Origin of the sequence: Mesorhizobium sp. CA14 (assembly GCF_020165195.1) — a bacterium.
In the GTDB taxonomy this organism is placed as follows: Bacteria; Pseudomonadota; Alphaproteobacteria; order Rhizobiales; family Rhizobiaceae; genus Mesorhizobium.
In genome coordinates this window covers 383165-408230 of the sequence record NZ_JAIUHR010000001.1, presented here as the reverse complement: position 1 = coordinate 408230, position 25066 = coordinate 383165, and the positions used below count along the sequence as shown (strand labels likewise).

The 25066-nt window shown below is 64.0% G+C and carries 22 protein-coding genes and 1 other RNA gene; 19 read left to right on the top strand and 4 right to left on the bottom strand.

Annotated elements, in window-relative coordinates:
• Window positions 1-9: 9 nt before the first annotated feature.
• Genes LB565_RS01955 through LB565_RS01945 form a run of 3 tightly spaced genes read right to left on the bottom strand, consistent with a single transcriptional unit; the run spans window position 10 to window position 5647 of the window.
• Window positions 10-675: an SAM-dependent methyltransferase gene (locus tag LB565_RS01955; RefSeq protein ID WP_224581498.1), complete on the bottom strand. Its 666-nt coding sequence runs from the start codon at window positions 673-675 to the stop codon at window positions 10-12.
• Window positions 672-1970 carry a DUF3419 family protein gene (locus LB565_RS01950; RefSeq protein WP_224581497.1) on the bottom strand — a complete coding sequence of 433 codons (1299 nt, stop codon included), beginning with the start codon at window positions 1968-1970 and terminating at the stop codon, window positions 672-674. The genes LB565_RS01955 and LB565_RS01950 overlap by 4 nt, the downstream gene beginning before the upstream one ends.
• Before the next feature lie 44 nt (window positions 1971-2014).
• Window positions 2015-5647 (bottom strand): hydantoinase B/oxoprolinase family protein, encoded by a 3633-nt coding sequence (locus LB565_RS01945; protein ID WP_224581496.1) that lies wholly within the window; start codon window positions 5645-5647, stop codon window positions 2015-2017.
• A gap of 177 nt (window positions 5648-5824) precedes the next feature.
• Here LB565_RS01945 and LB565_RS01940 point away from each other — a divergent pair, with 177 nt between their 5' ends.
• The 7 genes from LB565_RS01940 to LB565_RS01910 all read left to right on the top strand — a co-directional run bounded on the left by LB565_RS01940 (window position 5825) and on the right by LB565_RS01910 (window position 9790).
• Entirely contained in the window at window positions 5825-6031 is a 207-nt protein-coding gene (locus LB565_RS01940; RefSeq protein WP_224581495.1) for a hypothetical protein, read from the top strand.
• A gap of 131 nt (window positions 6032-6162) precedes the next feature.
• Window positions 6163-6882: a J domain-containing protein gene (locus LB565_RS01935; RefSeq protein ID WP_224581494.1), complete on the top strand. Its 720-nt coding sequence runs from the start codon at window positions 6163-6165 to the stop codon at window positions 6880-6882.
• Complete coding sequence (locus LB565_RS01930; RefSeq protein ID WP_224581493.1) at window positions 6879-7646, top strand: N-acetylmuramoyl-L-alanine amidase; 768 nt, start codon at window positions 6879-6881, stop codon at window positions 7644-7646. The genes LB565_RS01935 and LB565_RS01930 overlap by 4 nt, the downstream gene beginning before the upstream one ends.
• Before the next feature lie 186 nt (window positions 7647-7832).
• Window positions 7833-8540: a lytic transglycosylase domain-containing protein gene (locus LB565_RS01925; RefSeq protein ID WP_224581492.1), complete on the top strand. Its 708-nt coding sequence runs from the start codon at window positions 7833-7835 to the stop codon at window positions 8538-8540.
• Between the two features lie 124 nt (window positions 8541-8664).
• An RNA gene (gene rnpB / locus LB565_RS01920) (RNase P RNA component class A) lies at window positions 8665-9061 on the top strand.
• A 156-nt stretch (window positions 9062-9217) separates the two neighbouring features.
• On the top strand, window positions 9218-9493 hold the full coding sequence (locus LB565_RS01915) for a type II toxin-antitoxin system ParD family antitoxin (RefSeq protein WP_224581491.1): 276 nt from the start codon (window positions 9218-9220) through the stop codon (window positions 9491-9493).
• 3 nt (window positions 9494-9496) lie between these two features.
• Window positions 9497-9790, top strand: a complete 294-nt coding sequence (locus tag LB565_RS01910; protein WP_224581490.1) for a type II toxin-antitoxin system RelE/ParE family toxin — start codon at window positions 9497-9499, stop codon at window positions 9788-9790.
• Window positions 9791-9795: 5 nt separating this feature from the next.
• On the opposite strand, the gene LB565_RS01905 is transcribed toward LB565_RS01910, so the two are convergent.
• Complete coding sequence (locus LB565_RS01905; protein ID WP_224581489.1) at window positions 9796-10911, bottom strand: cystathionine gamma-lyase; 1116 nt, start codon at window positions 10909-10911, stop codon at window positions 9796-9798.
• A gap of 391 nt (window positions 10912-11302) precedes the next feature.
• Between LB565_RS01905 and mraZ the strand changes: the two genes are divergently transcribed.
• The 12 genes from mraZ to murB are packed head-to-tail and all read left to right on the top strand — an operon-like array spanning window position 11303 to window position 25003.
• Window positions 11303-11761 (top strand): division/cell wall cluster transcriptional repressor MraZ, encoded by a 459-nt coding sequence (gene mraZ / locus LB565_RS01900; RefSeq protein ID WP_224581488.1) that lies wholly within the window; start codon window positions 11303-11305, stop codon window positions 11759-11761.
• On the top strand, window positions 11758-12774 hold the full coding sequence (gene rsmH, locus LB565_RS01895; protein ID WP_224581487.1) for a 16S rRNA (cytosine(1402)-N(4))-methyltransferase RsmH: 1017 nt from the start codon (window positions 11758-11760) through the stop codon (window positions 12772-12774). The genes mraZ and rsmH overlap by 4 nt, the downstream gene beginning before the upstream one ends.
• A 4-nt stretch (window positions 12775-12778) precedes the next feature.
• Window positions 12779-13174 (top strand): hypothetical protein, encoded by a 396-nt coding sequence (locus LB565_RS01890; RefSeq protein WP_224581486.1) that lies wholly within the window; start codon window positions 12779-12781, stop codon window positions 13172-13174.
• Window positions 13171-14895, top strand: a complete 1725-nt coding sequence (locus LB565_RS01885) for a peptidoglycan D,D-transpeptidase FtsI family protein (protein WP_224581485.1) — start codon at window positions 13171-13173, stop codon at window positions 14893-14895. Before LB565_RS01890 ends, LB565_RS01885 begins: the two co-directional genes overlap by 4 nt.
• A gap of 54 nt (window positions 14896-14949) precedes the next feature.
• Window positions 14950-16404 carry a UDP-N-acetylmuramoyl-L-alanyl-D-glutamate--2,6-diaminopimelate ligase gene (locus LB565_RS01880; protein ID WP_224581484.1) on the top strand — a complete coding sequence of 485 codons (1455 nt, stop codon included), beginning with the start codon at window positions 14950-14952 and terminating at the stop codon, window positions 16402-16404.
• Window positions 16401-17834: a UDP-N-acetylmuramoylalanyl-D-glutamyl-2,6-diaminopimelate--D-alanyl-D-alanine ligase gene (locus LB565_RS01875; protein WP_224581483.1), complete on the top strand. Its 1434-nt coding sequence runs from the start codon at window positions 16401-16403 to the stop codon at window positions 17832-17834. The genes LB565_RS01880 and LB565_RS01875 overlap by 4 nt, the downstream gene beginning before the upstream one ends.
• 26 nt (window positions 17835-17860) lie before the next feature.
• A complete protein-coding gene (mraY, locus tag LB565_RS01870) occupies window positions 17861-18943 on the top strand; it encodes a phospho-N-acetylmuramoyl-pentapeptide-transferase (protein WP_224581482.1) in 1083 nt (360 codons plus the stop codon).
• Between the two features lie 9 nt (window positions 18944-18952).
• On the top strand, window positions 18953-20356 hold the full coding sequence (murD, locus tag LB565_RS01865) for a UDP-N-acetylmuramoyl-L-alanine--D-glutamate ligase (RefSeq protein ID WP_224581481.1): 1404 nt from the start codon (window positions 18953-18955) through the stop codon (window positions 20354-20356).
• Window positions 20356-21507 carry a putative lipid II flippase FtsW gene (gene ftsW, locus LB565_RS01860; RefSeq protein ID WP_224581480.1) on the top strand — a complete coding sequence of 384 codons (1152 nt, stop codon included), beginning with the start codon at window positions 20356-20358 and terminating at the stop codon, window positions 21505-21507. The genes murD and ftsW overlap by 1 nt, the downstream gene beginning before the upstream one ends.
• Window positions 21508-21513: 6 nt before the next feature.
• A complete protein-coding gene (gene murG, locus LB565_RS01855) occupies window positions 21514-22638 on the top strand; it encodes an undecaprenyldiphospho-muramoylpentapeptide beta-N-acetylglucosaminyltransferase (protein WP_224581479.1) in 1125 nt (374 codons plus the stop codon).
• On the top strand, window positions 22635-24041 hold the full coding sequence (gene murC, locus LB565_RS01850) for a UDP-N-acetylmuramate--L-alanine ligase (RefSeq protein ID WP_224581478.1): 1407 nt from the start codon (window positions 22635-22637) through the stop codon (window positions 24039-24041). Before murG ends, murC begins: the two co-directional genes overlap by 4 nt.
• Window positions 24038-25003 (top strand): UDP-N-acetylmuramate dehydrogenase, encoded by a 966-nt coding sequence (murB, locus tag LB565_RS01845; RefSeq protein ID WP_224581477.1) that lies wholly within the window; start codon window positions 24038-24040, stop codon window positions 25001-25003. Before murC ends, murB begins: the two co-directional genes overlap by 4 nt.
• The last annotated feature ends 63 nt before the right edge of the window (window positions 25004-25066 follow it).

Genomic DNA, 25066 nt, shown 5'->3' with positions numbered 1-25066 from the left:
TCGCTTTTGCTATTTGCGGGATCCCATCACGGCCAGCCAGGCATAGCCGCGATAAAGCGTTCTGAAACGGAAGGTTGCGCCGGTGCGCTGCGATTCCGATTCAAGCACATCGCGCAGCGAAGCGCGCGGCGCGACATGGAACTTCCGCAGCCAGCCGCGCAGCAGGGTGCGGAACCAGCGCGGCAGGCCTTCCTGCTGGCCGAAATCGACGACATGCAGGGAGCCGCCAGAGGCGAGCGCGGCAAGGGCGGCCGATACGGTCTTTTCCCAGCCGGGGATCATCGACAGCGAATAGGAGATGAAGACGCGGTCGAAGCGTTCGATGCCGAAGAGAGCCTTGGCGTCGAAATCGGTGGCGTCGCCGCGCGCCAGGCTGACCTTGTCGGACAGACCTTCACGCGCGATGGCCGCGTTTGCCGTCTCCAGCATCTCGGCCGAGATGTCGAGGCCGAAGAAACGGGCCTCAGGATAGCGGCGGGCGGCAAGGGCGATGTTGCGGCCGGTGCCGCAGCCAAGCTCCAGCACGGTGCCGCCTTGCGGCACGTCCAGCCCGTCGATCAGACGGTCACGGCCGAGGAGATAGTATTTGCGCGTCAGGTCATAGATATGGCGCTGCCAGCGGTAGACGCCGTCCATCAGTTCGGCATGGCTGGCCGGCAGCTCCGTCGTGCTCATGCTGCACGCTTCACGTAGAGGTGGAAGCCGCCATAGATCGCCGAGCGGTCTTTTGCCGAGAATTCGCGCGAGGCGTCGGCCTCGTAGATCCATTGGTCGAGCAGCGAACCAGAGACACGGCCGGGCAGGAGGCTCGGTTCGGCCGCGGTGCGGAAGATGACGCGCGCGCCCACCGACGCCGTGCGGGTGATCTCGGTCCACAGCGCGTTGAGCAGGTCGTCGGTCATCCAGTCCTGCGCGTCGAGCAGGACGAAGCGGTCGACGCTGCCCGCATCCCTGGCGGCCAGGAATTTGATCAGGTTGGCGTGGTGGATGGCGACGCGATCGATGTTGTCGCGGATCGTCTTGTAATTGCGCTCTTCCAGATAGGCAGGCAGCGCTGCCTCGCCGGGCTGCGGATAGCGTCGGGCAAAAGCCTGCCAGGCGAAGTAATTGTTCTTCAGCGGGAAGTCGCAAGCGAGCTTTTCCAGCCGCGCCTTGAGCACGCTCGCCATGGTGCCGTCGCCGGAGGTGATCAGCGAGTCATACTGCGCAGGCGGAATGCCGAGGCCGAACAGCGAAGCCTTGCGCGAGGTCGCCCAGCGCAAGAGCTTCTTGTCGAAGACCGGCGCCAGCTCCTCGTTGAAGAAGCGGCGCTGCTCACCGATGTTCTCGGCCTTCATGATGCCGGCCGGGTCGACACCGAACAGCTTACCGACGCGATGACCCATGGCGATGAAGAGGCCGAGCAGGCCGGTCTGGTAGAAGTTGCGGTCGAAGACCGAGATACGGCGGCGGCCGCGCCAATTGCGGCGCTCCCAGTAGTGGCGGCTGACCGGATCGAGATGCGGCGCGATGAAGCGATCATAGGCATCCGAATTGTGGCTGGTGCCGGCGGTGCCGAAGAAGCGGAACAGGTCGCCCTGCGATGGCAGGTGGCGCACCGCCTCCAGCTTCATGCGGTTCAGCGCGATGTGCGCGGCATTGAGATCGACGGCGTCGATCCTGGCCGGCGAGCGGGTCAGATAGGCCAGAATATTGCAGCCGCCCGAGGCGATCGTGACGACCCGGTGCCCGGCGCCAAGCTGCATGGCCTCCATGTCGACATCGGGATCTTCCCAGATCTGCGGATAGACGAGGCCGGAGAACAGGAAGGCGAAGAGCCGCTCGGAAATGCCGTCCTTCGACAATGCCCGGTTCTGGTAGACCGCCTTTCCGACTTCCTTGCCTCGACGATAAACGAGTTCTCCGGATACGTCCGACATGGAAAGGTGATTCCCCGTTTGCGTTGGCGCAAGCGGGTAGCGCAGCGGCATGACAGGCAGGTGACAGCCTGTTGACGGCAGGTTGACGCCAATTGCTACGCTTTACCGAACGCTCCCGGCGTCGGCGTGGTGACGATGACGGCCTCGCCGGCATCGAGCGTGGTCTGGTCGCAGGCCTTCAGAACGTCGACCGAGCCGTCATTGCGCCTGACCTTGGTCGAGCCGGCCTCGCCGTCGCCGCCGCCGTCGAGGCCCTGGGGCGGGCGATTGCGGTGCGAGGACAAGATCGCGCATTCCATCTTTTCGAGGAAGCGGATGGTGCGCCTGGTGCCGTCGCCGGCATTCCACTTGCCCTTGCCGCCGGAATCCTCGCGGATGTGGAAGTCTTCCAGCACAACGGGGAAGCGCAGTTCCAGCACCTCCGGATCGGTGAGGCGCGAATTGGTCATATGGGTATGGACGCCGGAGGTGCCGGCGAAGCCGCGGCCCGAATTCATCCGGCCGGCCGGCGAGCCGGAGCAGATCGTCTCGTAATACTGGTGTTTCCTGTTGCCGAAGGTGAGGTTGTTCATCGTGCCTTGCGCATTGGCCATCGCGCCCATCGCGCCGAACAGCGCGTTGGTGACATGCTGCGAGGTCTCGACATTGCCGGCGACGACAGCCGCCGGATAGGACGGTTTGAGCATGCAGCCATCCGGAATAACGATGTTGATCGGCCTGAGGCATCCGGCATTCATCGGGATCATGTCCTCGACCATGACGCGGAAGGCATAGAGCACCGCGGCGCGGGCGACGGGCTCCGGCGCGTTGAAGTTGTTCTTCATGACAGGCGACGTGCCGGTGAAATCGACCGTCGCCTCGCGCTTTTGCCGGTCGACGGTGATCTTCACCTTGATCACCTGGCCGGTGTCGGTCGGATATTCGTAAGCCGCGCTGTCGGGAAGCCGTTCGATCACGCGGCGCACGCTTTCGGCGGCATTGTCCTGGACATGGCCCATATAGGCCTCGACCACATCAAGGCCGAAATGCGCGACCATCTTGCGCAGTTCCGCCACGCCCTTCTCGTTGGCGGCGATCTGCGCCTTCAAGTCGGCGATGTTCTGGACCGGATTGCGTGCAGGGTAGGGATGGTCGGTAAGCAGCGTCTCCAGCTCCTTCTCACGGAAGCGGCCGCGGTCGACGATGCGGAAATTGTCGAACAGCACGCCTTCCTCATCGACCGTTGTCGCCAGCGGCGTCATCGAGCCGGGCGCGGTGCCGCCGACATCGGCGTGATGGCCGCGCGAAGCCGCCCAGAACAGGATCTCGTTTAGCGCATCGTTGAGGACCGGCGTCACCACCGTGATGTCGGGCAGATGCGTGCCGCCATTGTAAGGGGCATTGAGCGCAAACACGTCGCCGGGATGGATGTCGCCGGAATTCAGGCGGATGATGGTTTCGACGGAACGGTCCATGGAGCCCAGATGCACCGGCATATGCGGCGCGTTGGCGACCAGCGCGCCGTGGCGGTCGAACACGGCGCAGGAAAAATCGAGTCGTTCCTTGATGTTGACCGAATAGGCAGTGTTCTGCAGCGTCACGCCCATCTGTTCGGCGATCGACATGAAAAGATTATTGAAGACTTCCAACATCACCGGATCGGCTTCGGTGCCGAGCGCCGCGGCACGCGCTTTTCTTTCTGTCCGGCGTATCACGACGTAATCGAGGTTGGTGATTTCGGCGCGCCAGCCCGGCTCGACGACGATGGTCTGGTTCGGCTCGATGATCAGCGCGGGTCCCGCGATCATGTTGGATGGCCGCAGGTTTTCACGGCGGTAGACGCCGGCCTCGTGCCAGCGGCCTTCGGTATAGATGCGCCGGTTTTCCGAAGGCTTGACCTCAACTCCCGCAGGCCCGGCAGGGGTGTGGGCCTCAGTCTTGTCCTGTCGAGCGGCTTCCATGCCTTCGACGGCGACCGTCTCGACGACGATCGGCTTGTCGTCGTAGACGAAACCGAACTGCGCCTTATGCGCCGTCTCGAAATCGCCCGTGGCGCGGAAGATCGAGCCATGCTCGAAATTCACCGGCAGCGCCGTGTCGGTGCCGTCATAGCGGATATGCAGCACAGGCCTCGTTGAAACCGCGTCCTCGGCAATGCCTTGTTCGCCAAGCTCGGCGATGACGTCGCCGCGCAGTGCCGCGATGAGTGCCTCGATCGCCGAGCGGGATTCTTCGGCAAGCGGCTGCAGTAGCCCCTGTTGGCGCGAGGCGAAGACCGACGAGAGGCCGATGCCGTAAGCCGAAAGCAGGCCGGAGAAGGGATGGATCAGCACCGCTTCCATGCCGAGCGCATCGGCGACCAGGCAGGCGTGCTGGCCGCCGGCGCCGCCAAAACAATTCAGCAGATACTCGGTGACATCGTAGCCGCGCTGCACCGAGATCTTCTTGATGGCGTTGGCCATGTTCTCGACGGCGATGGTGACAAAGCCTTCAGCGACCGCTTCGGGCGTCCGGCCGTCGCCGATTTCGGCGGCAAGTGCTGCGAATTTTTCGCCAACGGTGCCGATGTCGAGCGCCTGGTCCTGGCCGGGCCCAAAAATCGCCGGAAAGAAATCGGGCTGCAATTTGCCGAGCATGACATTGGCATCGGTGACGGCGAGCGGGCCGCCGCGCCTATAGGCGGCCGGGCCGGGATTGGCGCCGGCAGAATCCGGGCCGACGCGGAAGCGCCCTGCTTCGTAATGCAGGATCGAGCCGCCGCCGGCGGCGACGGTGTGGATGCGCATCATCGGCGCGCGGATGCGCACGCCGGCGACCTCGGTGTCGAAGGCGCGCTCATATTCCCCATCATAATGGGCGACGTCGGTCGAGGTGCCGCCCATATCGAAGCCGATGACCTTTTCGAAGCCGGCGAGCTTCGCCGTCTCGACCATGCCGACGACCCCGCCAGCCGGACCGGACAGCAGCGCGTCCTTGCCCTGGAACAGGTCGGCAGCGGTCAGTCCGCCCGAGGACATCATGAACATCAGGCGCGGGCCGGCGCCCAACTCGCCGGCCACCCGCTGCACATAGCGCGACAGTATCGGCGACAGATAAGAGTCCACCACGGTGGTGTCGCCGCGGCCGACCAGCTTGATGAGCGGTGAGACCTCGTGGGAGACCGAGATCTGGCTGAAGCCGATGTTGCGGCAGACCTTCGCGACGGCCTTTTCGTGGTCCGGGTATTTCCAGGCATGCATGAAGACAATGGCGACCGCGTCGATACCGTCGGCCTTGGCCTGTTCGATCGCCGGGCGGCAGGCCGCGATGTCGAGCAGGCGCTCGACGCAGCCGTCGGCGCGCATGCGCTCGTCGATCTCGATGACGCGCTCGTAGAGCTGTTCCGGCAGGATGATCTCCTTGGCGAAGATGTCCGGCCTCGCCTGATAGGCGATGCGCAATGCGTCGCGAAACCCCTTGGTGATCAGCAGCAGCACGCGGTCGCCCTTGCGCTCGAGCAGCGCATTGGTGGCAACGGTCGTGCCCATTTTGACGTCGCCGATCGCGTCGGCGGAAATGGCAGCGCCCGCTTTCAGACCCATCAGGTCGCGGATGCCCTGGATAGCGGCATCCGCATAGGCCTCGGGATTTTCGGACAGGAGCTTTCGGGGGTGCAACCGGCCCTGCGGATCACGACCGATGACGTCGGTAAAGGTGCCGCCGCGGTCGATCCAAAAGTCCCATTTCTCAGTTCCTGCGGCTGCCGGCATTCTGCTTATCCATTCATGTCTTCGAGCGCATGTTCTGCTGGTTTGGGATTTTCGGCGCCAGCAATCGTAAGTTGATGTTACACATCGAAATGCAACGTTACGAAACCGGCCGCCTGCTGATGCATTTCTCCTGCGACCGCTCACCGAAATGTGAGCGTCTGCTGAAGGAGAGATAGCATGAAGAAGCTCATTCTGGCGTCGGTCTCGGCGCTCGCCCTGCTGGGGGTCGCGGCTTGCAGCGACAATGGTACCGACAAGACCACCACCCAGAGCACCAATCCGCCGGCCAACGAGCAGCCCATGAAGCCAGCTTCGCCCGACGCTTCGAAGCCTGCCGAACCGGCTCCGGCAACAAAGCCGGCTCCTGCCGCGCCTGCGCAGTAAGGGCCGATCCACAATCTCGAGGGAGGCCGGCAATGCCGGTCTTCTTTTTGCGCCGTCGGCGGCACATCGCCAGTCACCTGCGGCATCGTCCCGGCTTGATAGAACCGCCCGGTTCGCACTATGAAGCCGGCATGTCGATTTGGGACCGCCTTGGCGACTTCATCGCTCGTGTTTCGTCGTCGGCGTCCTCGGGCGTCGCGGATGTCGTGGAAGCCGTGCGCACCGTGTTTTCCGGCGATCCGGATCTGCGCCGGCGCGTTGCCTTCTCGGTGGCGATGATCGCGCTTTCGGCCAAGATGGCCAAGGCCGACGGCATCGTCACGCAGGACGAGGTGCGCGCCTTCCAGGAAATCTTCGAAGTGCCGCCGAGCGAGACACGCAACGTGGCGCGGCTTTACGATATCGCCAAGCAGGACGTCGCCGGCTTCGAAACCTATGCCCAGCGCATGGCGCAGCTCTGCGGTTCAGGCCATGCCAACTGCATGATGCTGGAAGACATACTCGACGGCCTGTTCCACATCGCCAAAGCGGATGGGCTCATTCATGAGCGGGAAGGACAGTTCCTGCACCGGATCGCCGAGATCTTTCGGATCGATGAGATGCATTACGAGGCGATCCTGTCCAGGCACGTCAATCTCGGCGCCGCCGATCCTTACGTCGTCCTGGGCATCGAGCGAGGCAAGCCGTTCGAGGAGGTCAGGAAACGCTATCGCAAGCTGATCTCCGACAATCACCCGGACAGATTGATCGCGCGCGGCCTGCCGCAGGAATTCATCAAGATCGCCACGACCAGGGTTGCGGCGATCAATGCCGCCTATGAGATGATCGAGCGGGGCCTCAGGCACGTATGAGCGGTTTCCTGCCCGACCAGCCAGGTGCCGAGGTCCGGGTGTCGCCGAATTTCGGTCCGCGCCGCGAGACGCTCCGGCCCGACATGATCGTGCTGCATTATACCGGCATGGCAAGCGGCCCCGGCGCCGAGGCATGGCTGTGCGATCCGGCGAGCGAAGTCTCCTCGCATTATCTTGTTCATGAAGATGGCCGCGTCGTCCAGATGGTGCGCGAGAGCGACCGCGCCTGGCATGCCGGCAAGAGTTCCTGGCTTGGATGTACTGACATCAACTCCTGCTCGATTGGCATCGAGATCGTCAATCCCGGGCATTCGCTGGGCTACAAGGCTTTCCCGAGGCAGCAGGTCGGCGCCGTGATCGAGTTGTGCACGGGTATTGTGGGCCGTTATTCGATCCCCGCGGCAAGGGTGCTCGCGCATTCGGACGTGGCTCCGGGTCGCAAGATCGATCCTGGCGAGAAATTTCCCTGGAAGGCGCTGTTCGCGGCCGGTGTCGGCCATCTGGTGCCCGCGGCGGCGATAGAGCCCGGCGCCGCACTGAAGGCCGGCGACACCGGCGCCGATGTCGAGGCGTTGCAGTCGATGCTGGCGCTCTATGGCTATGGCGTCGAGATATCTTGTGTCTACGACCGGCAGACGGAAATCGTGGTGGCGGCGTTTCAGCGACATTTCCGGCGGCGGCTGGTGGATGGCGTGGCGGATAAATCGACGATCCGCACGCTGGAAAGACTCCTGGGTTCCGTAAAGGCAGCCCCGCTCGAATAGCAACGACAAGTTGCTTAAATTACAACCTGTCACTTAAAGTGAATTGCGCCGCCTTTATTGCCGCCAATTCCGCCTCCAAATGCCTCTCCCGCAAGTCATCGGCCGTCTATCCTCCCCGGATGATCCGATGTTGAATTGGCACAGCTGCGTGAAGTTCTTCGCGCGGTTCTAACAGAACAGGACTACATGCAAAAATTGACCGTCGTAGCGGCAGCTGTTGCTGCCGGAGTGATAAGCTTTGCGTTCAACCAGGCCAACAGTTCCCCGCTGAGCCCCAGGGCAGACAATGGCTTCACAGCCGCTCCTGCGACGCCCAAGGGCGCCGTGAGCGTCAAAACATCCAGAACCGCGAAGGCTGCTCCGGCCAAGATGCAGATGGCCGCCGCAACCAGGGTGACGAAATCGACAGCCAAACGCGCCAAGCGCGGCAGAAAGGCCATCGATCTTACCAAGACGGCCTCGATCCGGTCCGGCAAGATCGCCCTGGCGGCTCCCGTTGCAGCCGGCGGCGGCCAGTATTCGGCGATCATTGCCCGCTATGCCGCGAGCTACGGCGTGCCGGTCTCGTTGGCGACGGCTGTCATCAAGATCGAAAGCAACTACAGGCCGAACATGGTCGGCAGCGCCGGCGAGATCGGCCTGATGCAGATCAAGCCGGCCACGGCGCGCATGATGGGTTACACCGGTTCGGCCAAAGGGCTGTTCGATCCCGACACCAACATCAAATACGGCATGAAATATCTTGCCATGGCGCAAGGTCTCGGCGGCGGCACCACCTGCGGCACGATCCTCAAATACAATGCCGGCCATGGCGCGACGCGGATGAATCCGGTTTCGGCCGCCTATTGCAGCAAGGTCAAGGTGCAGATGGCGGCCTTGGGCTCGCCGGCTTAAGCCGAAGTGGATTTGGGCAACGCGTGTCGTCCAGACATGTCGTTGCCCCGGATTCACCGCGTTGGGCGCCTCCCTCAGCTTTTTCGTTTGCGTTTTCAAGCGGGAATCCCTTTATACGCGCTTGCCAGCTGGCCGGGCGGCCGCGCCCGCGAGAACCGAAAGGTTGCGGGTGAGGAAAGTCCGGGCTCCATGGAGACACGGTGCCGGCTAATGGCCGGCGGGGGCGACCCCAGGGAAAGTGCCACAGAAAGCAAACCGCCGCGGCATTGCCACGGCAAGGGTGAAAGGGTGGGGTAAGAGCCCACCGCGCGACTGGCAACAGGAGCGGCAGGGCAAACCCCACCGGGAGCAAAACCGAATAGGGGCGGTACGAGGGGGAAACCTTCGAGGGCTGTTTCCGGCCCACCGTCCGGGTAGGTTGCGTGAGGCGCATGGCAACATGCGCCCAAGATGAATGGCCGCCACGTTCTCGCCGCAAGGCGAGGGCCATACAGAACCCGGCTTACAGGCCAGCTGGCATTTTTCGCAGCGATAGCTGAATGGGATCAGGAGGTTAGGCTGACGGGCGAGTCTTCTGATTCAGGCATTCCGCAAGACAGCCTCGGCGGCGTGGTCAAACCTAATCCTTGAAGCTGGTGCGATTAAATCGTACTTTTGGGGAAGAGCAGGAGTGCATCATGGGCCAGGTCGATAAACGCAGCATCACGCTTTCGCCGGAACTGGCAGCCGCGGTCGACGATGTCGTCGCCGCTGGCGAATACGCCTCGGCCAGTGAAGTCATCCGCGATGCGCTCAGGCAATGGAAGGAGCGGCGCGACCTGCTCGGCTATACCGTCGAGGAATTGCGGGAATTGGTGCAGCAGGGGATCGATAGCGGACCCGGCCAGTTCGTGTCCATGGAGGAGATCAAAGCTGAGGCGCGCCGGCGATATCGGTCTGGCGGAGCGGTATGACACTTGCTGCGTATCATTCGAACCTCGCACGCCGAAGAGGATTTGATCGCTATCTGGCAGTACGTTGCGCGTGATAGTGAAGCCGCGGCGGACCGGTTGCTCGATCGCATCGAAAACCGTTGGCAGCAACTCGCCATCTACCCGTCATCTGGTCCCTTACGCGAGGATATTGCTTCCGGCATTCGCCATCTCATCGTTGGCGAATATCTAACCTTTTACCGCGTCGGCAACGACGCGATCGAAATCCTTCGCGTCCTGCATGGCCGGCGCAAAATCGAGGCTGACGATCTGATATAGCGGGACTAGGCGTCGAGCTTGTCCAACGACGCCTCGATTGCCTGCCAAAGTTCCTCGACAGGTTCGCAACCGATCGCGAGGCGAACGAAGCCCGGCGGCACGGCGTCGCCGCGTTTCGAGCGCCGCTCGGCCGATGTGTGCACGCCGCCGAAGGAGGTTGCCGATTCAATCAGCGCGCAACCGTCGATGAACGCCTCGGCCTGTTCTTCGGAAGCGAGCTCGAAGGAAATCAGGAAGCCGAAGCGCTCCATCTGGGCACGCGCCAGATTGTGCGAAGGATCGCCCTCGAGCCCGGGAAAGCGCAGGCCGCTGACGGCGAGGTGGTCTTTCAGCCGCCGCGCGATGGTTTCGGCCGACGAGCACATGCGATCGAAGCGCACTTCCAACGTTTCGAGGCCGCGATGCACCAGCCATGCCTCGAACGGTCCGGGGATGCCGCCGGCCGTCTCGCGCCAATCCTTCACCCTGGCGACAATGTCGGGATCGCGGCTGGCGACATGGCCGAAGAGAACGTCGGAATGGCCGTTGATGGCCTTGGTGTCGGCCGAGACCACGATGTCGGCGCCGAGATCGAGCGGACGCTGGCCGAAGGGCGTCATCGTCGTGTTGTCGACGATCAGGATTCCGCCTTGCGCATGGACGGCCTTGGCGGCGGCGGTGATGTCGCAGATGTCCAGCCGCGGGTTGGACGGGCTTTCGACGAAAACCGCCCGGTAACCGGCGAAACCGCCGTCCAGCATGCTTGCCGTCGGCCGCACGTCATAGGCGACGCCGAGCGGTTTCAGGAAACGCTCAGCCAAGGCCCGCGTCGTGTGATAGCCGTCCGACGGCAAGAGGATGCGGTCGCCCGATTTGACGAGCGCGAAAAAAACCGCGGAAATCGCGGCCATTCCCGACGGAAAAATAACGCATTGCGCGTCTTCCAGATGGCCGAGCGCATGCTCGACGGCATGCCAGGTCGGATTGCTGAAGCGGCCATATTGATCGAAGCCCGTTGCGTCGCCAGGCGCGTGGAAAATCGAGGCCATGGTCAGCGGCAAGGGAATGGGATCGCCCTTGGCGAAACCGGCGCTGCGCAGATGGGCAAGTGTCGCGGCGCGTGACTTCGCAGTGTCGGACATCGGCTCGATCCTTCGGGCAGAAAACTTCCACCGACGCTATGCGCGCGGGCTGTGCGCAGCAAGCTGCGTCTTTTTGGGCCAGAGGGATCTAAACGCTTCGTTAGGCTTAATAGACGATAAAGACGAGACATGCCTTCAGCCTGCGCTTTCTGGTTGTGGCGTGCATGTTGTGATGCCTGTTCCCGTTGACGCCCATAGTGCCCCATGATATCCCATTTAAATCAAGCTTTCGTTCCGCGTCAGGGTGAAGCGTACGCCATTCGGGCAGCCGCGGCGGCTGTGCGTTTGCCGGTTTTTGCCTCGGTGAATGAAGCCATTTACCGCGAACGCGGCGAGGGCGCGGAGAACAACATGAGGGGTGCAGCGGCAACAACAGCGGCTGTAGCGTTTATTGGACCGTTTTCTGTCAAATACGGTGAGCAGGATCGATGCGAAAGGGCGGGTGTCCGTTCCGGCGCATTTCCGCGCCGTGGTGCAGAAACGCGGCTATGCGGAACTCTACGCGCTGCGCTGCCTGGACCTGCCGGCCATGGATGTGGGCGGCCTCGACCTGCTCGACCGCTACGAGCAGCGGATCGCGCTGGAAGATCCGTTCCTGCAGACGGCGGACGACATGTCGTTCTTCTGCCATGGAGACGGGACATTTCTGAAGCTCGACCAGGACGGCCGCATCACCATGACCGATTTCATCCGCGAGCATACGGGCATCTCGAACGAGGTGGCCTTTGTCGGTCGCGGCAATTTCTTTCAAGTATGGGAGCCGGGACGGCTTGCCGCCTATGGGGCGCAGGCGCGGGCCAGGCTTTTGCAGCTTCGGCAGGGGACGAAGCCCGGGGAGCGATCGGAATGATGGCTGGCCACGGCGATGACCCTCACGCCGTTGGCGGACTGGCCCGTCACATTCCGGTCCTCCTTGCCGAGGTGCTCGACGCGCTCGCGCCCAAGGCCGGCGAGACGATTGTCGATGGGACATTCGGCGCCGGCGGCTACACCAGCGCCATCCTCGAGCGCGGCGCTTCGGTCGTCGCCATCGACCGCGACCCGGACGCGATCGCGGCGGGCAGGGCGCTCGAAGAGCGGGCCGGCGGCCGGCTGAGGCTGGTCCAGGCGCCGTTCTCGACGCTGGACGAGCATGTCGAAAGCGCCGATGGCGTTGTGCTCGATATCGGCGTCTCGTCCATGCAGCTCGACCAGGCCGAGCGCGGCTTTTCGTTTCGGGCCGACGGGCCGCTCGACATGCGCATGGCGCAGGCGGGTCTCTCCGCCGCCGACGTCGTCAACACTTTCAAGGCCGGCGACCTTGCCCGCATCTTCGGTTTTCTCGGCGAGGAACGTCATGCCGGCCGCATCGCGCGCATGATCGAGAGCCGGCGCGAGAAGAAGCCTTTCGAGCGCACGCTCGATCTCGCCGACGCCATCCAAACGCATATCGGACGGGGGCCGAAGGACAAGATTCATCCGGCCACGCGCGTCTTCCAGGCGCTGCGCATCTTCGTTAATGACGAGCTTGGCGAGCTCGCAAGGGCGCTGCTGGCCGCCGAGCGTGTGCTGAAACCTGGCGGACGGCTTGCCGTGGTGACGTTCCATTCCCTGGAAGACCGCATCGTCAAACGCTTCATCGCCGACCGTTCCGAAGCCGGCGGCGGCTCTCGGCATATGCCCGATGCGCCGGCGCGCGCTGCGACCTTTCGCAAGGCCGGCGGCGGCGTGACGCCGGGAGAGGCCGAGCTGGACACCAATCCGCGCGCGCGTTCGGCCAGACTGCGCGCAGCGATCCGCACAGACGCCCCGGCGCGCGCCGGTGATTTTTCGATTTTCGGCCTTCCAAAGCTTCCCGCCGTCGAACGGCCGGGGGAGAGGTGAGCACGTGTTTCGTACCAGCGACATAGTCCTGATCGCCGTCATGGTCTCGGCCGCGGCCCTGACCTACAAGACGAAGCGGGAAGCCGAAGAGCAACTGGCGGCGGTGCAGAAGATCCAGGCGCAGATCCACTACGAGGAAGAAACGATCGACCTCCTCAAGGCGGACTGGAGCCTGCTCACGCAGCCGTCGCGGCTGCAGAAGCTTGCCGATGTCTATAAGAGCCAACTCGGACTGGAACCGGTCAACGCGCACCAGATCGGCAGCCTCGACGACATTCCCGTGAAACCCTTGACCATCGAGGACCTCTCCTCGCAGCGCCTTGGCGGCATGGCCGATAATTTGGGGAAAGAGCCTGCGGACGGCAAGGATCCAGTGGTCACCGGGAGCACCGTTCAATGATCAGCAGGCTTCCAAGGATCGGTGACCTGCTGAAGCGCCGAAAGAAGCAGGTTGAGGACGGCTCGATCGTTGTCGACGCCGCTCGCAAGGCGACGGGCGGCAAGGCAAAGACACGCATCGTCATGACCATGGCGGTGTTCTTCACCATCTATTCGACCATTGCCGGCCGGCTCGTCTATCTCGGCATGCAGAACCCGGATCTTTCGGGCGGCCCGGAGAACCGGGTCACGGCGTCACGTCCGGATATCGTCGATCGCAACGGCGAGGTGCTGGCGACCGACATCAAGACGGCGTCGCTGTTTGCCGAGCCGCGCCGCATCGTCGACGCCGACGAAGCGATCGAGAAATTGTCGACCGTGCTGCCCGAGATCGATTACGAGCAGACCTATCGCAAACTCAAGAGCGGGGCCGGCTTCGTCTGGCTGCAGCGCCAGCTGACGCCGAAGCAGCAGGCCGACATCCTGGCGCTGGGCGTCCCCGGCCTCGGCTTCCGCACCGAAAAGCGGCGCTTCTATCCGAGCGGCGAGACCTCGTCCTACATCGTCGGCCTCACCAATATCGACAACCAGGGCATCTCCGGCATGGAGAAGTATATCGACGAGCAGGGGCTGAGCGACCTGCAGGCGTCGGGGCTCGCCGTGGCCAAGGATCTCAAGCCGGTCAAGCTGTCGATCGATCTGCGCGTCCAGCACGTGGTGCGCGACGAGATCGCCGCCGGCCTGGAGCGTTATCGCGCCATTGGCGCCGGCGCCGTTGTGCTGAACATCAAGACGGGCGAAGTGATGGCCATGGCCTCGGTGCCGGACTTCGATCCGAACAATCCGTATAATGCGCAGGAAAAGGACCGGCTGAACCGCATGTCGGCGGGTCTCTACGAGATGGGATCGACCTTCAAGAGCTTCACCTCGGCCATGGCGCTCGATTCCGGCAAGGCGACAATGAACAGCCGCTTCGACGCGTCGCATCCGATCCGGGTCGGCCATCAGGCCATCCACGATTTCCATGGCAAGAACCGTGTGCTGTCGCTGCCGGAGGTGTTCCTCTATTCGTCCAACATCGGGTCGGCCAGGGAGGCCGAGCTGGTCGGCATAGAGGGGCATCGCGAATTCCTGCACCGCCTCGGCATTCTGGACAGGATGCAGACCGAACTGCCTGAGGTCGCGCGCCCGACCGAACCGAAGGTCTGGAAACAGGTCAATTCGTTCACCATCGCCTTCGGCCATGGCGTGTCGACGACGCCGCTGCAGGCAGCCGTCGGCTGCGCGGCCCTGATGCAGGGCTATCTGATCGAGCCGACATTCCTGGTGCGCGGCGAGCAGGATGCAATGGCGGTAGCCAAGAAAGTGGTCAGCGACAAGACGGTCGAAGGCATGCGCTATCTCTATACGCTCAATGCCGAAAAAGGCTCGGCCAGAAACGCCAGGGTCCCTGGCTACCGCGTCGGCGGCAAGACCGGAACGGCCGAGAAAGTCATCAACGGCCGCTACTCCAAGGACTTGAATTTCAACACTTTCGTCGCCGCCTTCCCGATGGACGATCCGCAATATCTGGTGTTCACGATCGCCGACGCCCCGCATCCTGAAAAGCCCGGTATGACGGACGTTGCCGCCAACAATGCGGGGGTCATGGCCGGCAACATCATCAGACGCGCGGCCGCCATGCTTGGCGTGAAGCCAGATTTCAGCCATGAAAATGGTGCAACGCTGGTTTCCTATCAGTGATTCTTGGGGCGCGCCGGCAACTGCGCGCTATTTTGTTGCGGTGAACGGGACTCAATGCATCTAAAAGATCTAGCCGGCATCCTGCCTGTCGAGGGAACAGCTACCCCCGATCTGGAGGTGACCGGACTTTCCTCCGATTCCCGCGTGGTCAAGACCGGCGTCGTCTTCTTCGCGCTAGCCGGCAGCAAGGCCGACGGCTCGACCTATGCGGCCGATGCCGCAAGCCGCGGCGCCGCCGCGATCGTCACCGGCAGGGGCACGACCGTCTCTGGCCTATCGATCCCGGTTCTCGCCGTGGACGACCCGCGCCTGGCGCTGGCGCTCAGCGCAGCGCGCTTCTTCGGCCGCCAGCCGCAAACCATGGTCGCCGTCACCGGCACCGCCGGCAAGACATCCGTCGCCGCCTTCACCCGCCAGATCTGGGAGCAGGCGGGTTTTGCCGCCGCCTCGATCGGCACGACCGGTGTCGTGGCGCCCGGCCGCAACGAATATGGCTCACTGACGACGCCCGATCCGGTGGCGCTGCACCGATTGCTCAAGGAACTGGCGGATGCCGGCGTCACCCACGCCTCGATGGAAGCCTCGAGCCACGGTCTCGACCAGCGCCGCCTCGACGGGGTGAAGCTCGCGGCCGGCGCCTTCACCAATCTCGGCCGCGACCACATGGATTACCATCCGACGGTCGAGGATTATCACCGCGCCAAGCTGCGCCTGTTCGACACGCTGCTGCCGAAGGGCGCGCCCGCGATCGTCTTTGCCGACGACGCGTGGTCGGAGCCGACCATCAAAGCCGCGAAGGCGGCGGGGCTGAAAGTGCTGACCGTCGGCCGCCATGGCGATTTCCTGACGCTGAAGCGGGTCGAGCATGAGCGGCATCGGCAGCGTGCCGAAATCGTAGCGGACGGCGTGCTGCATGAGGTCGACCTGCCTTTGGCCGGCGATTTCCAGATCGCCAACGCGCTGGTCTCGGCAGGCCTTGCCATCGCGACTGGAACACCCGCGGGCAAAGCCTTGGTGGCATTGGAGAAATTGAAGGGCGCGCCGGGCAGGCTCGACCTCGTCGGCACCACCGCGGCTGGCGCCCCCGTTTATGTCGACTATGCCCACAAGCCCGATGCGCTGGAAAATGTGCTGACCTCGGTGCGGCCTTTCACCACTGGCCGCGTCGTCGTGGTGTTCGGCTGCGGCGGTGATCGTGACCGGGGGAAAAGGCCAATCATGGGCGAGATCGCGACGCGGCTCGCCGATATCGTCATCGTCACCGACGACAATCCGCGCACCGAAGTGCCCGAAACCATCCGCACGGCGATCCTCGCCGCCGCGCCCGGCGCCATCGAGATCGGCGACCGCCGCAAGGCGATCCACGAGGCGGTGGCGATGCTTCGCGCCGGCGACACGCTCATCGTCGCCGGCAAGGGGCATGAGGAAGGCCAGACCATCGGCTCCGAAACCTTCCACTTCTCCGACCATGAGGAAGTGCGCGAGGCGCTCAAGGAGCGCGCCGCATGAACCTGCTGTGGACGTCGGAAGCGCTCGTCGAAGCCATGGGCGGCAGGCCGATCGGCTCGCTGCCGCAGGGCATCACCGGCATTTCGATCGACAGCCGCAGCCTGGAGCCCGGAGATGCGTTCTTCGCCATCAAGGGCGAGGCGATGGACGGCCATGATTTCGCGACGGCGGCGGTCAAGGCCGGAGCGGCCGTGCTGGTCGTCGCCGAGGGCAAGCTGCCCTCGCTCGGCCGGCTGACGGCGCCGATGATCGTCGTGCAAGATGTGCTTGCGGCCCTCGAGAAGCTCGGCGTGGCAGCCCGCGCCCGCTCGAAGGCCAGGATCATCGCGGTCACGGGCTCGGCCGGCAAGACGACCACCAAGGAAGCGCTGCGCCATGTGCTGTCGGCGGTCGGCAAGGTGCACGCCTCGGCGCAGTCGTTCAACAACCATTGGGGTGTGCCGCTGACGCTGGCACGCATGCCGCAGGACTGCGACTACGCGGTCTTGGAGATCGGCATGAACCATCCGGGCGAGATCAGGCCGCTGGTCAAGATGGTCAGGCCGCATGTCGCCATCGTGACGATCATTGCCGCCGCCCATCTCGGTTTCTTCAGGAATCTCGACGAGATCGCCATGGCCAAGGCCGAGATTTTCGAGGGGATCGAGCCTGGCGGCGCCGCGCTGCTCAACCGTGACGATCCACGTTGGAAGCTGCTCGGGAAAATGGCGAAGGAGGCAGGCGTCGAGCATGTCTTCGGCTTCGGCGAAAATGTCCGCTCGGCCTTCCGCCTTGTCGGATGCGAGCTTCATGCCGACCATTCCGACATCGCCGTCAAGATCGGCAAGAGGGACCTGACGGCCCGTGTCGGGGCGCCCGGCCGCCATATCGTGCAGAACGTTCTGGCGGTGCTCGGCGCCGCGCAGCTGGTCGGCGCCGATGTCGACAAGGTCGCGGCCGCGCTTGCAGACCTTTCGGCCGAACGCGGGCGCGGCCGGCGCCACGTCCTGCATCATCCAAACGGGCCGATCACGCTGATCGACGAGAGCTACAACGCCAATCCGGCGTCGATGGCGGCGGCCATGGCGCTGCTCAACGCCACGCCGGTCTCGGGCGAGGGCCGGCGCATTGCGGTGCTCGGCGACATGCTGGAGCTCGGCAGCCATTCGGCCAAGCTCCACGCGGCGCTCGCCGAACTGATCGTCGGCACGGGCACGCGCAACGTCTTTCTCGGCGGGCCGGAAATGCAGGCGCTGGCCGAGGTTTTGCCGGCCGATATCCAGACGGAGTATCGGGCGGGAGCCGAAGAGCTGAAGCCGATCGTGATCTCCGCGCTCAGGCCCGGTGACGTGGTGATGGTCAAATCGTCGAAAGGCATCGGGTTTTCAAAGCTGGTCGAGGCGTTGCTCGGCAAATTTCCGGCGGAAGCCACAAACATCAAGCCGGCCTAGGTCGGGTTCCGGGGGACGGAAGGACCATGTTCACACTGCTCGTCGATTTCGCGGACAAGATCTCGGTCTTCAATGTTTTCCGCTACATCACCTTCCGCACCGGCGGCGCGCTGATCACGTCGGCGCTGATCGTCTTCATCTTCGGGCCGACGATCATCAATTCGCTGCGTCTGCGGCAAGGCAAGGGCCAGCCGATCCGCGCCGACGGCCCGCAGACGCATTTCAAGAAAGCGGGGACGCCGACCATGGGCGGGCTGATGATCCTGTCCGGCATCATCGGTTCGTCGCTCTTATGGGCGAACCTGTCCAGCATCTATGTCTGGGTGGTGCTTTTGGTCACTGTCGGCTTCGGCTCGATCGGCTTTTACGACGACTATCTCAAGGTCACCAAGCAGTCGCATCTGGGCTTTTCCGGCAAGGCGAGGCTGGCGATCGAGTTCATCATCGCCGCTATCGCAGCGTGGGTGATCATGCACAATGGCCAGGCGCCGTTCTCATCGTCGCTGACTTTTCCCTTCGCCAAGGAATTTCTGATCAATCTCGGCTGGTTCTTTGTGCCGTTCTCCTGCTTCGTCATCGTCGGCGCGGGCAATGCGGTGAACCTGACCGACGGCCTCGACGGGCTGGCGATCGTGCCGATCATGATCGCGGCGGCGTCCTTCGGCGTCATCGCCTATCTGTCGGGCAACGCGGTGTTCGCCGAATATCTGCAGATCCATTTCGTGCCCGGTACCGGTGAGCTCGCCGTCGTGCTCGGCGCTGTGATCGGCGCGGGCCTGGGCTTCCTCTGGTTCAACGCGCCACCGGCCGCGATCTTCATGGGCGACACCGGCTCGCTGGCGATGGGTGGGCTGATCGGCACCATTGCGGTCGCCACCAAGCACGAGATCGTGCTGGTCATCGTCGGCGGCCTGTTTGTTGTCGAGATCCTGTCGGTTATCATCCAGGTCGGCTATTTCAAGATGACCGGCAAGCGCGTCTTCCTGATGGCGCCGATCCATCACCATTTCGAAAAGCTCGGCTGGACCGAAAGCCAGGTGGTGATCCGCTTCTGGATCATCGCCGTCATCCTGGCGCTGGTCGGCCTCTCCACCCTCAAGCTCAGATAGGATGCCTGCTTGATCCCCGCCGCTTCCTTTTCCGGCAAACGGGTTTCGCTCTTCGGGCTTGGCGGCTCGGGAATCGCCACCGCGCATGCGCTGATCGCAGGGGGCGCCGAGGTGCTGGCCTGGGACGACAATCCAGACAGCGTCTCCAAGGCCGCCGCCGCGGGCATTGCGACCGGCGACCTGCGTGGAGCCGACTGGCCGCGTTTCGCCGCCTTCGTGCTGTCGCCAGGCGTGCCGCTGACGCATCCGAAGCCGCATTGGACGGTGGAGCTCGCACGCGGCGCCGGCGTCGAGGTGATCGGTGATATTGAGCTGTTCTGCCGCGAGCGCAACAGCCGCGCGCCGGCAGCGCCCTTCATTGCGATCACCGGCACCAACGGCAAGTCCACGACGACGGCGCTGACGGCCCATATCTTGAAGTCGGCGGGGCGCGACATGCAGATGGGTGGCAATATCGGCCGCGCCATCATGACGCTCGATCCGCCCGAGCCTCAGCGGCACTATGTGGTCGAGTGCTCGTCCTATCAGATCGACCTTGCGCCCTCGGTCAACCCGACCGCCGGCATCCTGCTTAACCTTACGCCCGACCATCTCGACCGGCACGGCACGATGGCGCATTACGCCTCGATCAAGGAGCGGCTGGTCGCCGGCAGCGACACAGCGATCATCGGCGTCGACGATTCCTGGTGCGCCCAGATCGCCGACCGTCTGGAGCGGGCCGGCCGGCCGGTCGTTCGTATTTCCAAGCGCCTGCCTTTGACCGACGGCTATTTCGCCGACGGCACCAATCTGATGGAAGCCGTGCACGGCCGCTACAGCCGCGTCGCCTTTCTCGAAGGCATCGGCTCGCTGCGCGGCCAGCACAACGCGCAGAATGCGCTGGCCGCAGTCGTCGCCTGTCTGAAAGTCGGGCTCGAGCTCGGCGAGATCCAGGCCGGGCTGGAAAGCTTCCCGGGGCTCGCGCACCGCATGGAGCAGGTCGGCCGCAAGGACCATGTGCTGTTCGTCAATGATTCCAAGGCGACGAATGCCGATGCGGCAGCGCCCGCGCTGTCGAGCTTCGCCAATCGTATCTACTGGATCGCCGGCGGCTTGCCGAAGGAAGGCGGCATCGAGCCGCTGCGCGGCTTCTTCCCGCGCATCGCGAAGGCCTATCTGATCGGCGAGGCGGCGCCCGCCTTCGCGGCGACGCTCGGCGAGGCGGTGCCATACGAGATATCGGGAACGCTTGCGGCGGCGGTCGAGCATGCCGCCCATGACGCGGCAAACGACACCGGCGGCGAAGCCGTGGTGCTGCTTTCGCCGGCCTGCGCCAGTTTCGACCAGTTCAAGAATTTCGAGGTTCGCGGCGAAGTCTTCAGGCAAGCTGCGACTGCTATTGATGGCGTCAAACCCATCGGAGGGCCACGTTGATGCAAAGCCGTCTCGACAAAAGTCCTGTTGCCACCTGGTGGTGGACGATCGATCGCTGGTTCCTGGCCGCGTTCCTGTCGCTCATGGGACTGGGCATCATTTTGTCCTTCGCGGCGAGCCCCGCAGTGGCCGAGCGTATCGGCCTCGACAGCTTTCACTTCGCCACCAGGCAGGTCATCTTCACCATCCCGGCGCTCATCGTCATGCTTGCGGTCTCCTTCCTGGAGGCGCGGCAGATAAGGCGCATGTCGCTGGTGATGCTCTGCATCATGCTGGTGCTGATGGTGGCGGTGCTCTACATCGGCGTCGAGGTGAAGGGCGCGCGGCGCTGGGTGTCGCTCGCCGGGCTTTCCATCCAGCCGTCCGAATTCCTGAAGCCCGCCTTCGTCATCATCTGCGCGTGGCTGTTTGCCGAGCACAAGCGCCAGCCCGATATTCCCGGCAATCTGTTCGCCATGCTTTTGCTTGCGCTGGTCATCTCGCTTCTGGTGGCGCAGCCCGACCTCGGCCAGACCATGCTGGTGACCGGCACTTGGGGCGTCATGTTCTTCATGGCCGGCCTGCCGTGGCTGTGGATCGTGGCTCTCGGCATGGTCGGGGCAAGCGGCCTGTTCGCCGCCTATTCGGTGTTCCCGCACGTTGCCTTGCGCATCGACAAATTTCTGACCGGCGAAGGCGATACGTTCCAAGTCGACATGGGTCGCGAGGCGCTGATCAACGGCAGTTGGTTCGGTGTCGGGCCGGGCGAAGGAACCGTCAAGCGCATTGTTCCGGATGCTCATACCGACTTCGTCTTCTCGGTCGCGGGCGAGGAGTTCGGGCTGATCATGTGCTTCTTCATCATGTCGATCTTTGCCTTCATCGTGCTGCGCGGCTTGAGCATCGCGCTCAAGGAACACGATGATTTCACCCGCTATGCGGTCGGCGGCCTCGTCACCGTCTTCGGCCTGCAGTCGGCCATCAACATGTGCGTGAACCTGCAACTGATGCCGGCCAAGGGCATGACGCTGCCCTTCATCTCCTATGGCGGCTCCTCGCAGATCGCCATCGCCGTCTCGATGGGCATGGTGCTCGCATTGACGCGCAAGCGTCCGGAAAAGCGCAAGCAGATGGGCTTCGTCCTGTCGCAGCGCGCAATGCCGGCGGAATGAGGCGGGATGGCGAAGGGTATCATCCTGCTTGCGGCTGGTGGAACGGGCGGACATCTGTTCCCGGCCGAGGCGCTGGCGCACGAGTTGAACGAGCGCGGTTGGAAGGTGCATCTTGCCACCGACCATCGCGCCGAGCGCTATTCCCGTCATTTCCCGGCAGCCGACATTCACACGATCCCCTCGGCGACGCTCGGTTCGAAGAACCCGGTCGCCATGCTCTCGGCCTTCTGGAAAATCTGGCTGGGCGTGCGGGAGGCCAGCCGGGTGATCGCCAGGGTCAAGCCGGAGGCGGTCGTCGGCTTCGGCGGCTATCCGACGCTGCCGCCCCTCTATGCGGCGACAAGGCGAAGAGTGCCGACGCTGATCCATGAGCAGAACGCCGTCATGGGCCGCGCCAACAAGGCGCTCGCCGGCCGCGTCGATGCGATAGCCGGCGGCTTCCTGCCGGAAGGAGCGAGCGCCGTCGGCGCAAAGACCGTGACCACCGGCAATCCGGTCAGGCCGCAGATCCTCGAAGCGGCGAAGACGCCGTATCTGGCCTCCAACGAGGCCGAGCCGTTCCGCTTCCTGGTGTTCGGCGGCAGCCAGGGCGCGCAGTTCTTTTCCGATGCCATGCCTGCGGCGATCGCGCTGCTGCCGCAAGACCTGCGCAAGCGGCTGGTCATCACCCAGCAGGCGCGCGCCGAGGATGTGGCGCGGGTGAAGGCGGCCTATGCCGATCTCGGCGTCGACGCCCAGGTTTCGCCCTTCTTCACCGACATGGCGGCACGCATTGGGGCGGCGCATCTGGTGATGTCGCGTTCCGGCGCGTCGACGGTTTCGGAAATCGCCGTCATCGGCCGGCCGGCGCTGCTGGTGCCTTATCCGCACGCGCTCGACCACGATCAGGCCGCGAATGCCGCAGCCCTTGCCGCCGCCGGGGGCGCCGAGCTCCATCCGCAGTCGACGCTGTCGGCGGCGCGCATCGCCGAGCTGGTCGGCGGGCTGGTCAAGGACCCGAACCGGCTAACGACCATGGCCGCCGCCGCCCGTTCGGCCGGGAAACCGAACGCGGCGCGGTTGCTCGCCGATCTGACAGAGGCTATTGCGTCCGGCAAAACGGTTTCGGACTACAGGAGGACGCGCCCATGAAGATGCCGCAGACGATCGGCCTTGTGCATTTCATCGGCATCGGCGGCATCGGCATGAGCGGCATCGCCGAGGTGCTGCACAATCTGGGCTACAAGGTGCAGGGGTCCGATCAGGCCGACGGCGCCAATGTGCAGCGGTTGCGCGACAAGGGCATCGAATGCTTCGTCGGCCACAAGGCCGAGAATGTCGGCGACGCCGAAGTCGTGGTCGTTTCGACCGCGATCAAGAAGTCCAACCCTGAGCTCAAGGCCGCGCGCGAGAAGCTTTTGCCGATCGTGCGCAGGGCCGAGATGCTGGCCGAACTGATGCGTTTCCGCCAGGCGGTCGCCATCGGCGGCACACATGGCAAGACGACGACCACCTCAATGGTGGCGACGCTGCTCGAGGCCGGCGGGCTCGACCCGACCGTCATCAATGGCGGCATCATCAACGCCTACGGCACCAATGCCCGCATGGGCGATGGCGAGTGGATGGTGGTCGAAGCCGACGAGAGCGACGGCACCTTCCTGAAACTGCCGGCCGACATCGCGGTCGTCACCAACATCGATCCCGAGCATCTCGACCACTATGGCAGCTTCGACAAGGTGCGCGAAGCCTTCCGCCAGTTCGTCGAGAACGTGCCGTTCTACGGTTTCGGCGTGATGTGCACCGACCATCCGGAAGTGCAGGCGCTGGTCGGCCGCATCGAGGACCGGCGCGTCATCACCTATGGCGAGAACGCGCAGGCCGACGTGCGCTTCACCAACCATCGCATGCAGGGCGCGATCTCCGAATTCGACATCGTCATCCGCGATCGCAAGGGGCGGGGCACGACGTCGATAAATGACCTGCGTCTGCCGATGCCCGGCCGGCACAACGTTTCCAATGCGACGGCGGCGATCGCGGTGGCGCATGAGCTTGGCCTGTCGGCCGAGGCGATCAAGAAGGGCCTCTCGTCTTTCGCCGGCGTCAAGCGGCGCTTCACCCATACCGGCTCGTGGAACGGCGTGGAGGTGTTCGACGACTACGGCCATCACCCGGTCGAGATCGCGGCGGTGCTGAAGGCCGCGCGCAGCGCGACCAAGGGGCGGGTGATCGCCATCGCACAGCCGCATCGCTTCACCCGGCTGCACGACCTCTTCGAGGAATTCTCCGTCTGCTTCAATGACGCCGACACGGTCATGGTGGCGCCGGTCTACGCGGCCGGCGAGGAACCTATCGAGGGCGCGACTTCCGACGCGTTGGTGTCGCGCATCCGCTCCGGCGGGCACCGCGACGCACGCTATATCGAGGGTCAGGCGGCAATCGCGCCCGCCATTCGCGAGCTTGCCAAGCCCGGCGATTTCGTCGTCTTCCTCGGCGCCGGCAACATCACGCAATGGGCCTATGCGCTGCCCAAGGAACTTGGTGGGACGCCGTCATGATGCGCGGCCAGGACCTGATCGATAAACTCGGCAACAAGCTTTCCGGCCTGCGCGGCCGCGTCGCGCCGAACGCCGAGATGGACAAGATCACCTGGTTCCGGGCCGGTGGCCTGGCCGAAGCGCTGTTCCAGCCGGCCGACGAGGAAGACCTCGCCGCCTTCCTGCGCGCCGTGCCTGAAGAGATACCGGTCATGGTGGTCGGTGTCGGCTCCAATCTTCTGGTGCGCGACGGCGGCATTCTTGGTTTCGTCGTCAGGCTCTCGGCCAAGGGTTTTGGCGAGGCCGAGGCCACCGGGCCAACCACGATCAAGGCAGGGGCGGCAACACCGGACAAGCGCCTCGCAGCGGTGGCCTATGAGGCCGGCATCGGCGGCTTTCATTTCTATCACGGCATCCCGGGCGCCGTTGGCGGCGCGCTCAGGATGAATGCCGGCGCCAACGGCGTCGAGACCCGCGAGCGGGTCGTCGAGGTGAGGGCGCTGGATCGCAAGGGCAATCTCCATACGCTGAGCAACCCCGATATGGGTTATGCCTATCGCCATTCGTCGGCGCCCGCCGGACTGATCTTCACCTCGGCCATTTTCGAAGGGTTTGCGGAAGACAAGGCGACGATCAAGGCGGCGATGGACGCCGTGCAGAACCATCGCGAGACGGTGCAGCCGATCCGCGAGAAGACCGGCGGCTCGACCTTCAAGAATCCGGAAGGCACCTCGGCCTGGAAGGAGATCGACAAGGCCGGCTGCCGCGGGCTGATGATCGGCGGCGCGCAGATGTCGCCGATGCATTGCAACTTCATGATCAACACCGGCACGGCCACCGGCTACGACCTCGAATATCTCGGCGAGACGGTGCGGGCGCGCGTGCTGGAGAATGCCGGCATCCGGCTGTACTGGGAGATCAAGCGCCTCGGCAATTTCAGGCCTGGCCATGCGGTCCAGGAGTTTCTTGGCCAGCTTCTTTAGCTTAGGCTTGAGTTCATGTGATGCTTGAACTTCCAGCGGTCTGAAACGGCCGCAAACCGTTGC

Excerpts from the sequence above, each read along its gene's own strand:
- LB565_RS01955 (WP_224581498.1), bottom strand. The coding sequence starts at position 675 with ATGAGCACGACGGAGCTGCCGGCCAGCCATGCCGAACTGATGGACGGC.
- rsmH (WP_224581487.1), top strand. The coding sequence starts at position 11,758 with ATGATGGCTGGCCACGGCGATGACCCTCACGCCGTTGGCGGACTGGCC.
- LB565_RS01940 (WP_224581495.1), top strand. The coding sequence starts at position 5,825 with ATGAAGAAGCTCATTCTGGCGTCGGTCTCGGCGCTCGCCCTGCTGGGG.
- LB565_RS01950 (WP_224581497.1), bottom strand. The coding sequence starts at position 1,970 with ATGCCGCTGCGCTACCCGCTTGCGCCAACGCAAACGGGGAATCACCTT.
- mraY (WP_224581482.1), top strand. The coding sequence starts at position 17,861 with ATGTTCACACTGCTCGTCGATTTCGCGGACAAGATCTCGGTCTTCAAT.
- LB565_RS01925 (WP_224581492.1), top strand. The coding sequence starts at position 7,833 with ATGCAAAAATTGACCGTCGTAGCGGCAGCTGTTGCTGCCGGAGTGATA.
- LB565_RS01880 (WP_224581484.1), top strand. The coding sequence starts at position 14,950 with ATGCATCTAAAAGATCTAGCCGGCATCCTGCCTGTCGAGGGAACAGCT.
- ftsW (WP_224581480.1), top strand. The coding sequence starts at position 20,356 with ATGCAAAGCCGTCTCGACAAAAGTCCTGTTGCCACCTGGTGGTGGACG.
- LB565_RS01915 (WP_224581491.1), top strand. The coding sequence starts at position 9,218 with ATGGGCCAGGTCGATAAACGCAGCATCACGCTTTCGCCGGAACTGGCA.
- LB565_RS01930 (WP_224581493.1), top strand. The coding sequence starts at position 6,879 with ATGAGCGGTTTCCTGCCCGACCAGCCAGGTGCCGAGGTCCGGGTGTCG.
- LB565_RS01945 (WP_224581496.1), bottom strand. The coding sequence starts at position 5,647 with ATGCCGGCAGCCGCAGGAACTGAGAAATGGGACTTTTGGATCGACCGC.
- LB565_RS01905 (WP_224581489.1), bottom strand. The coding sequence starts at position 10,911 with ATGTCCGACACTGCGAAGTCACGCGCCGCGACACTTGCCCATCTGCGC.
- LB565_RS01875 (WP_224581483.1), top strand. The coding sequence starts at position 16,401 with ATGAACCTGCTGTGGACGTCGGAAGCGCTCGTCGAAGCCATGGGCGGC.
- murC (WP_224581478.1), top strand. The coding sequence starts at position 22,635 with ATGAAGATGCCGCAGACGATCGGCCTTGTGCATTTCATCGGCATCGGC.
- murB (WP_224581477.1), top strand. The coding sequence starts at position 24,038 with ATGATGCGCGGCCAGGACCTGATCGATAAACTCGGCAACAAGCTTTCC.
- LB565_RS01935 (WP_224581494.1), top strand. The coding sequence starts at position 6,163 with ATGTCGATTTGGGACCGCCTTGGCGACTTCATCGCTCGTGTTTCGTCG.
- murG (WP_224581479.1), top strand. The coding sequence starts at position 21,514 with ATGGCGAAGGGTATCATCCTGCTTGCGGCTGGTGGAACGGGCGGACAT.
- LB565_RS01885 (WP_224581485.1), top strand. The coding sequence starts at position 13,171 with ATGATCAGCAGGCTTCCAAGGATCGGTGACCTGCTGAAGCGCCGAAAG.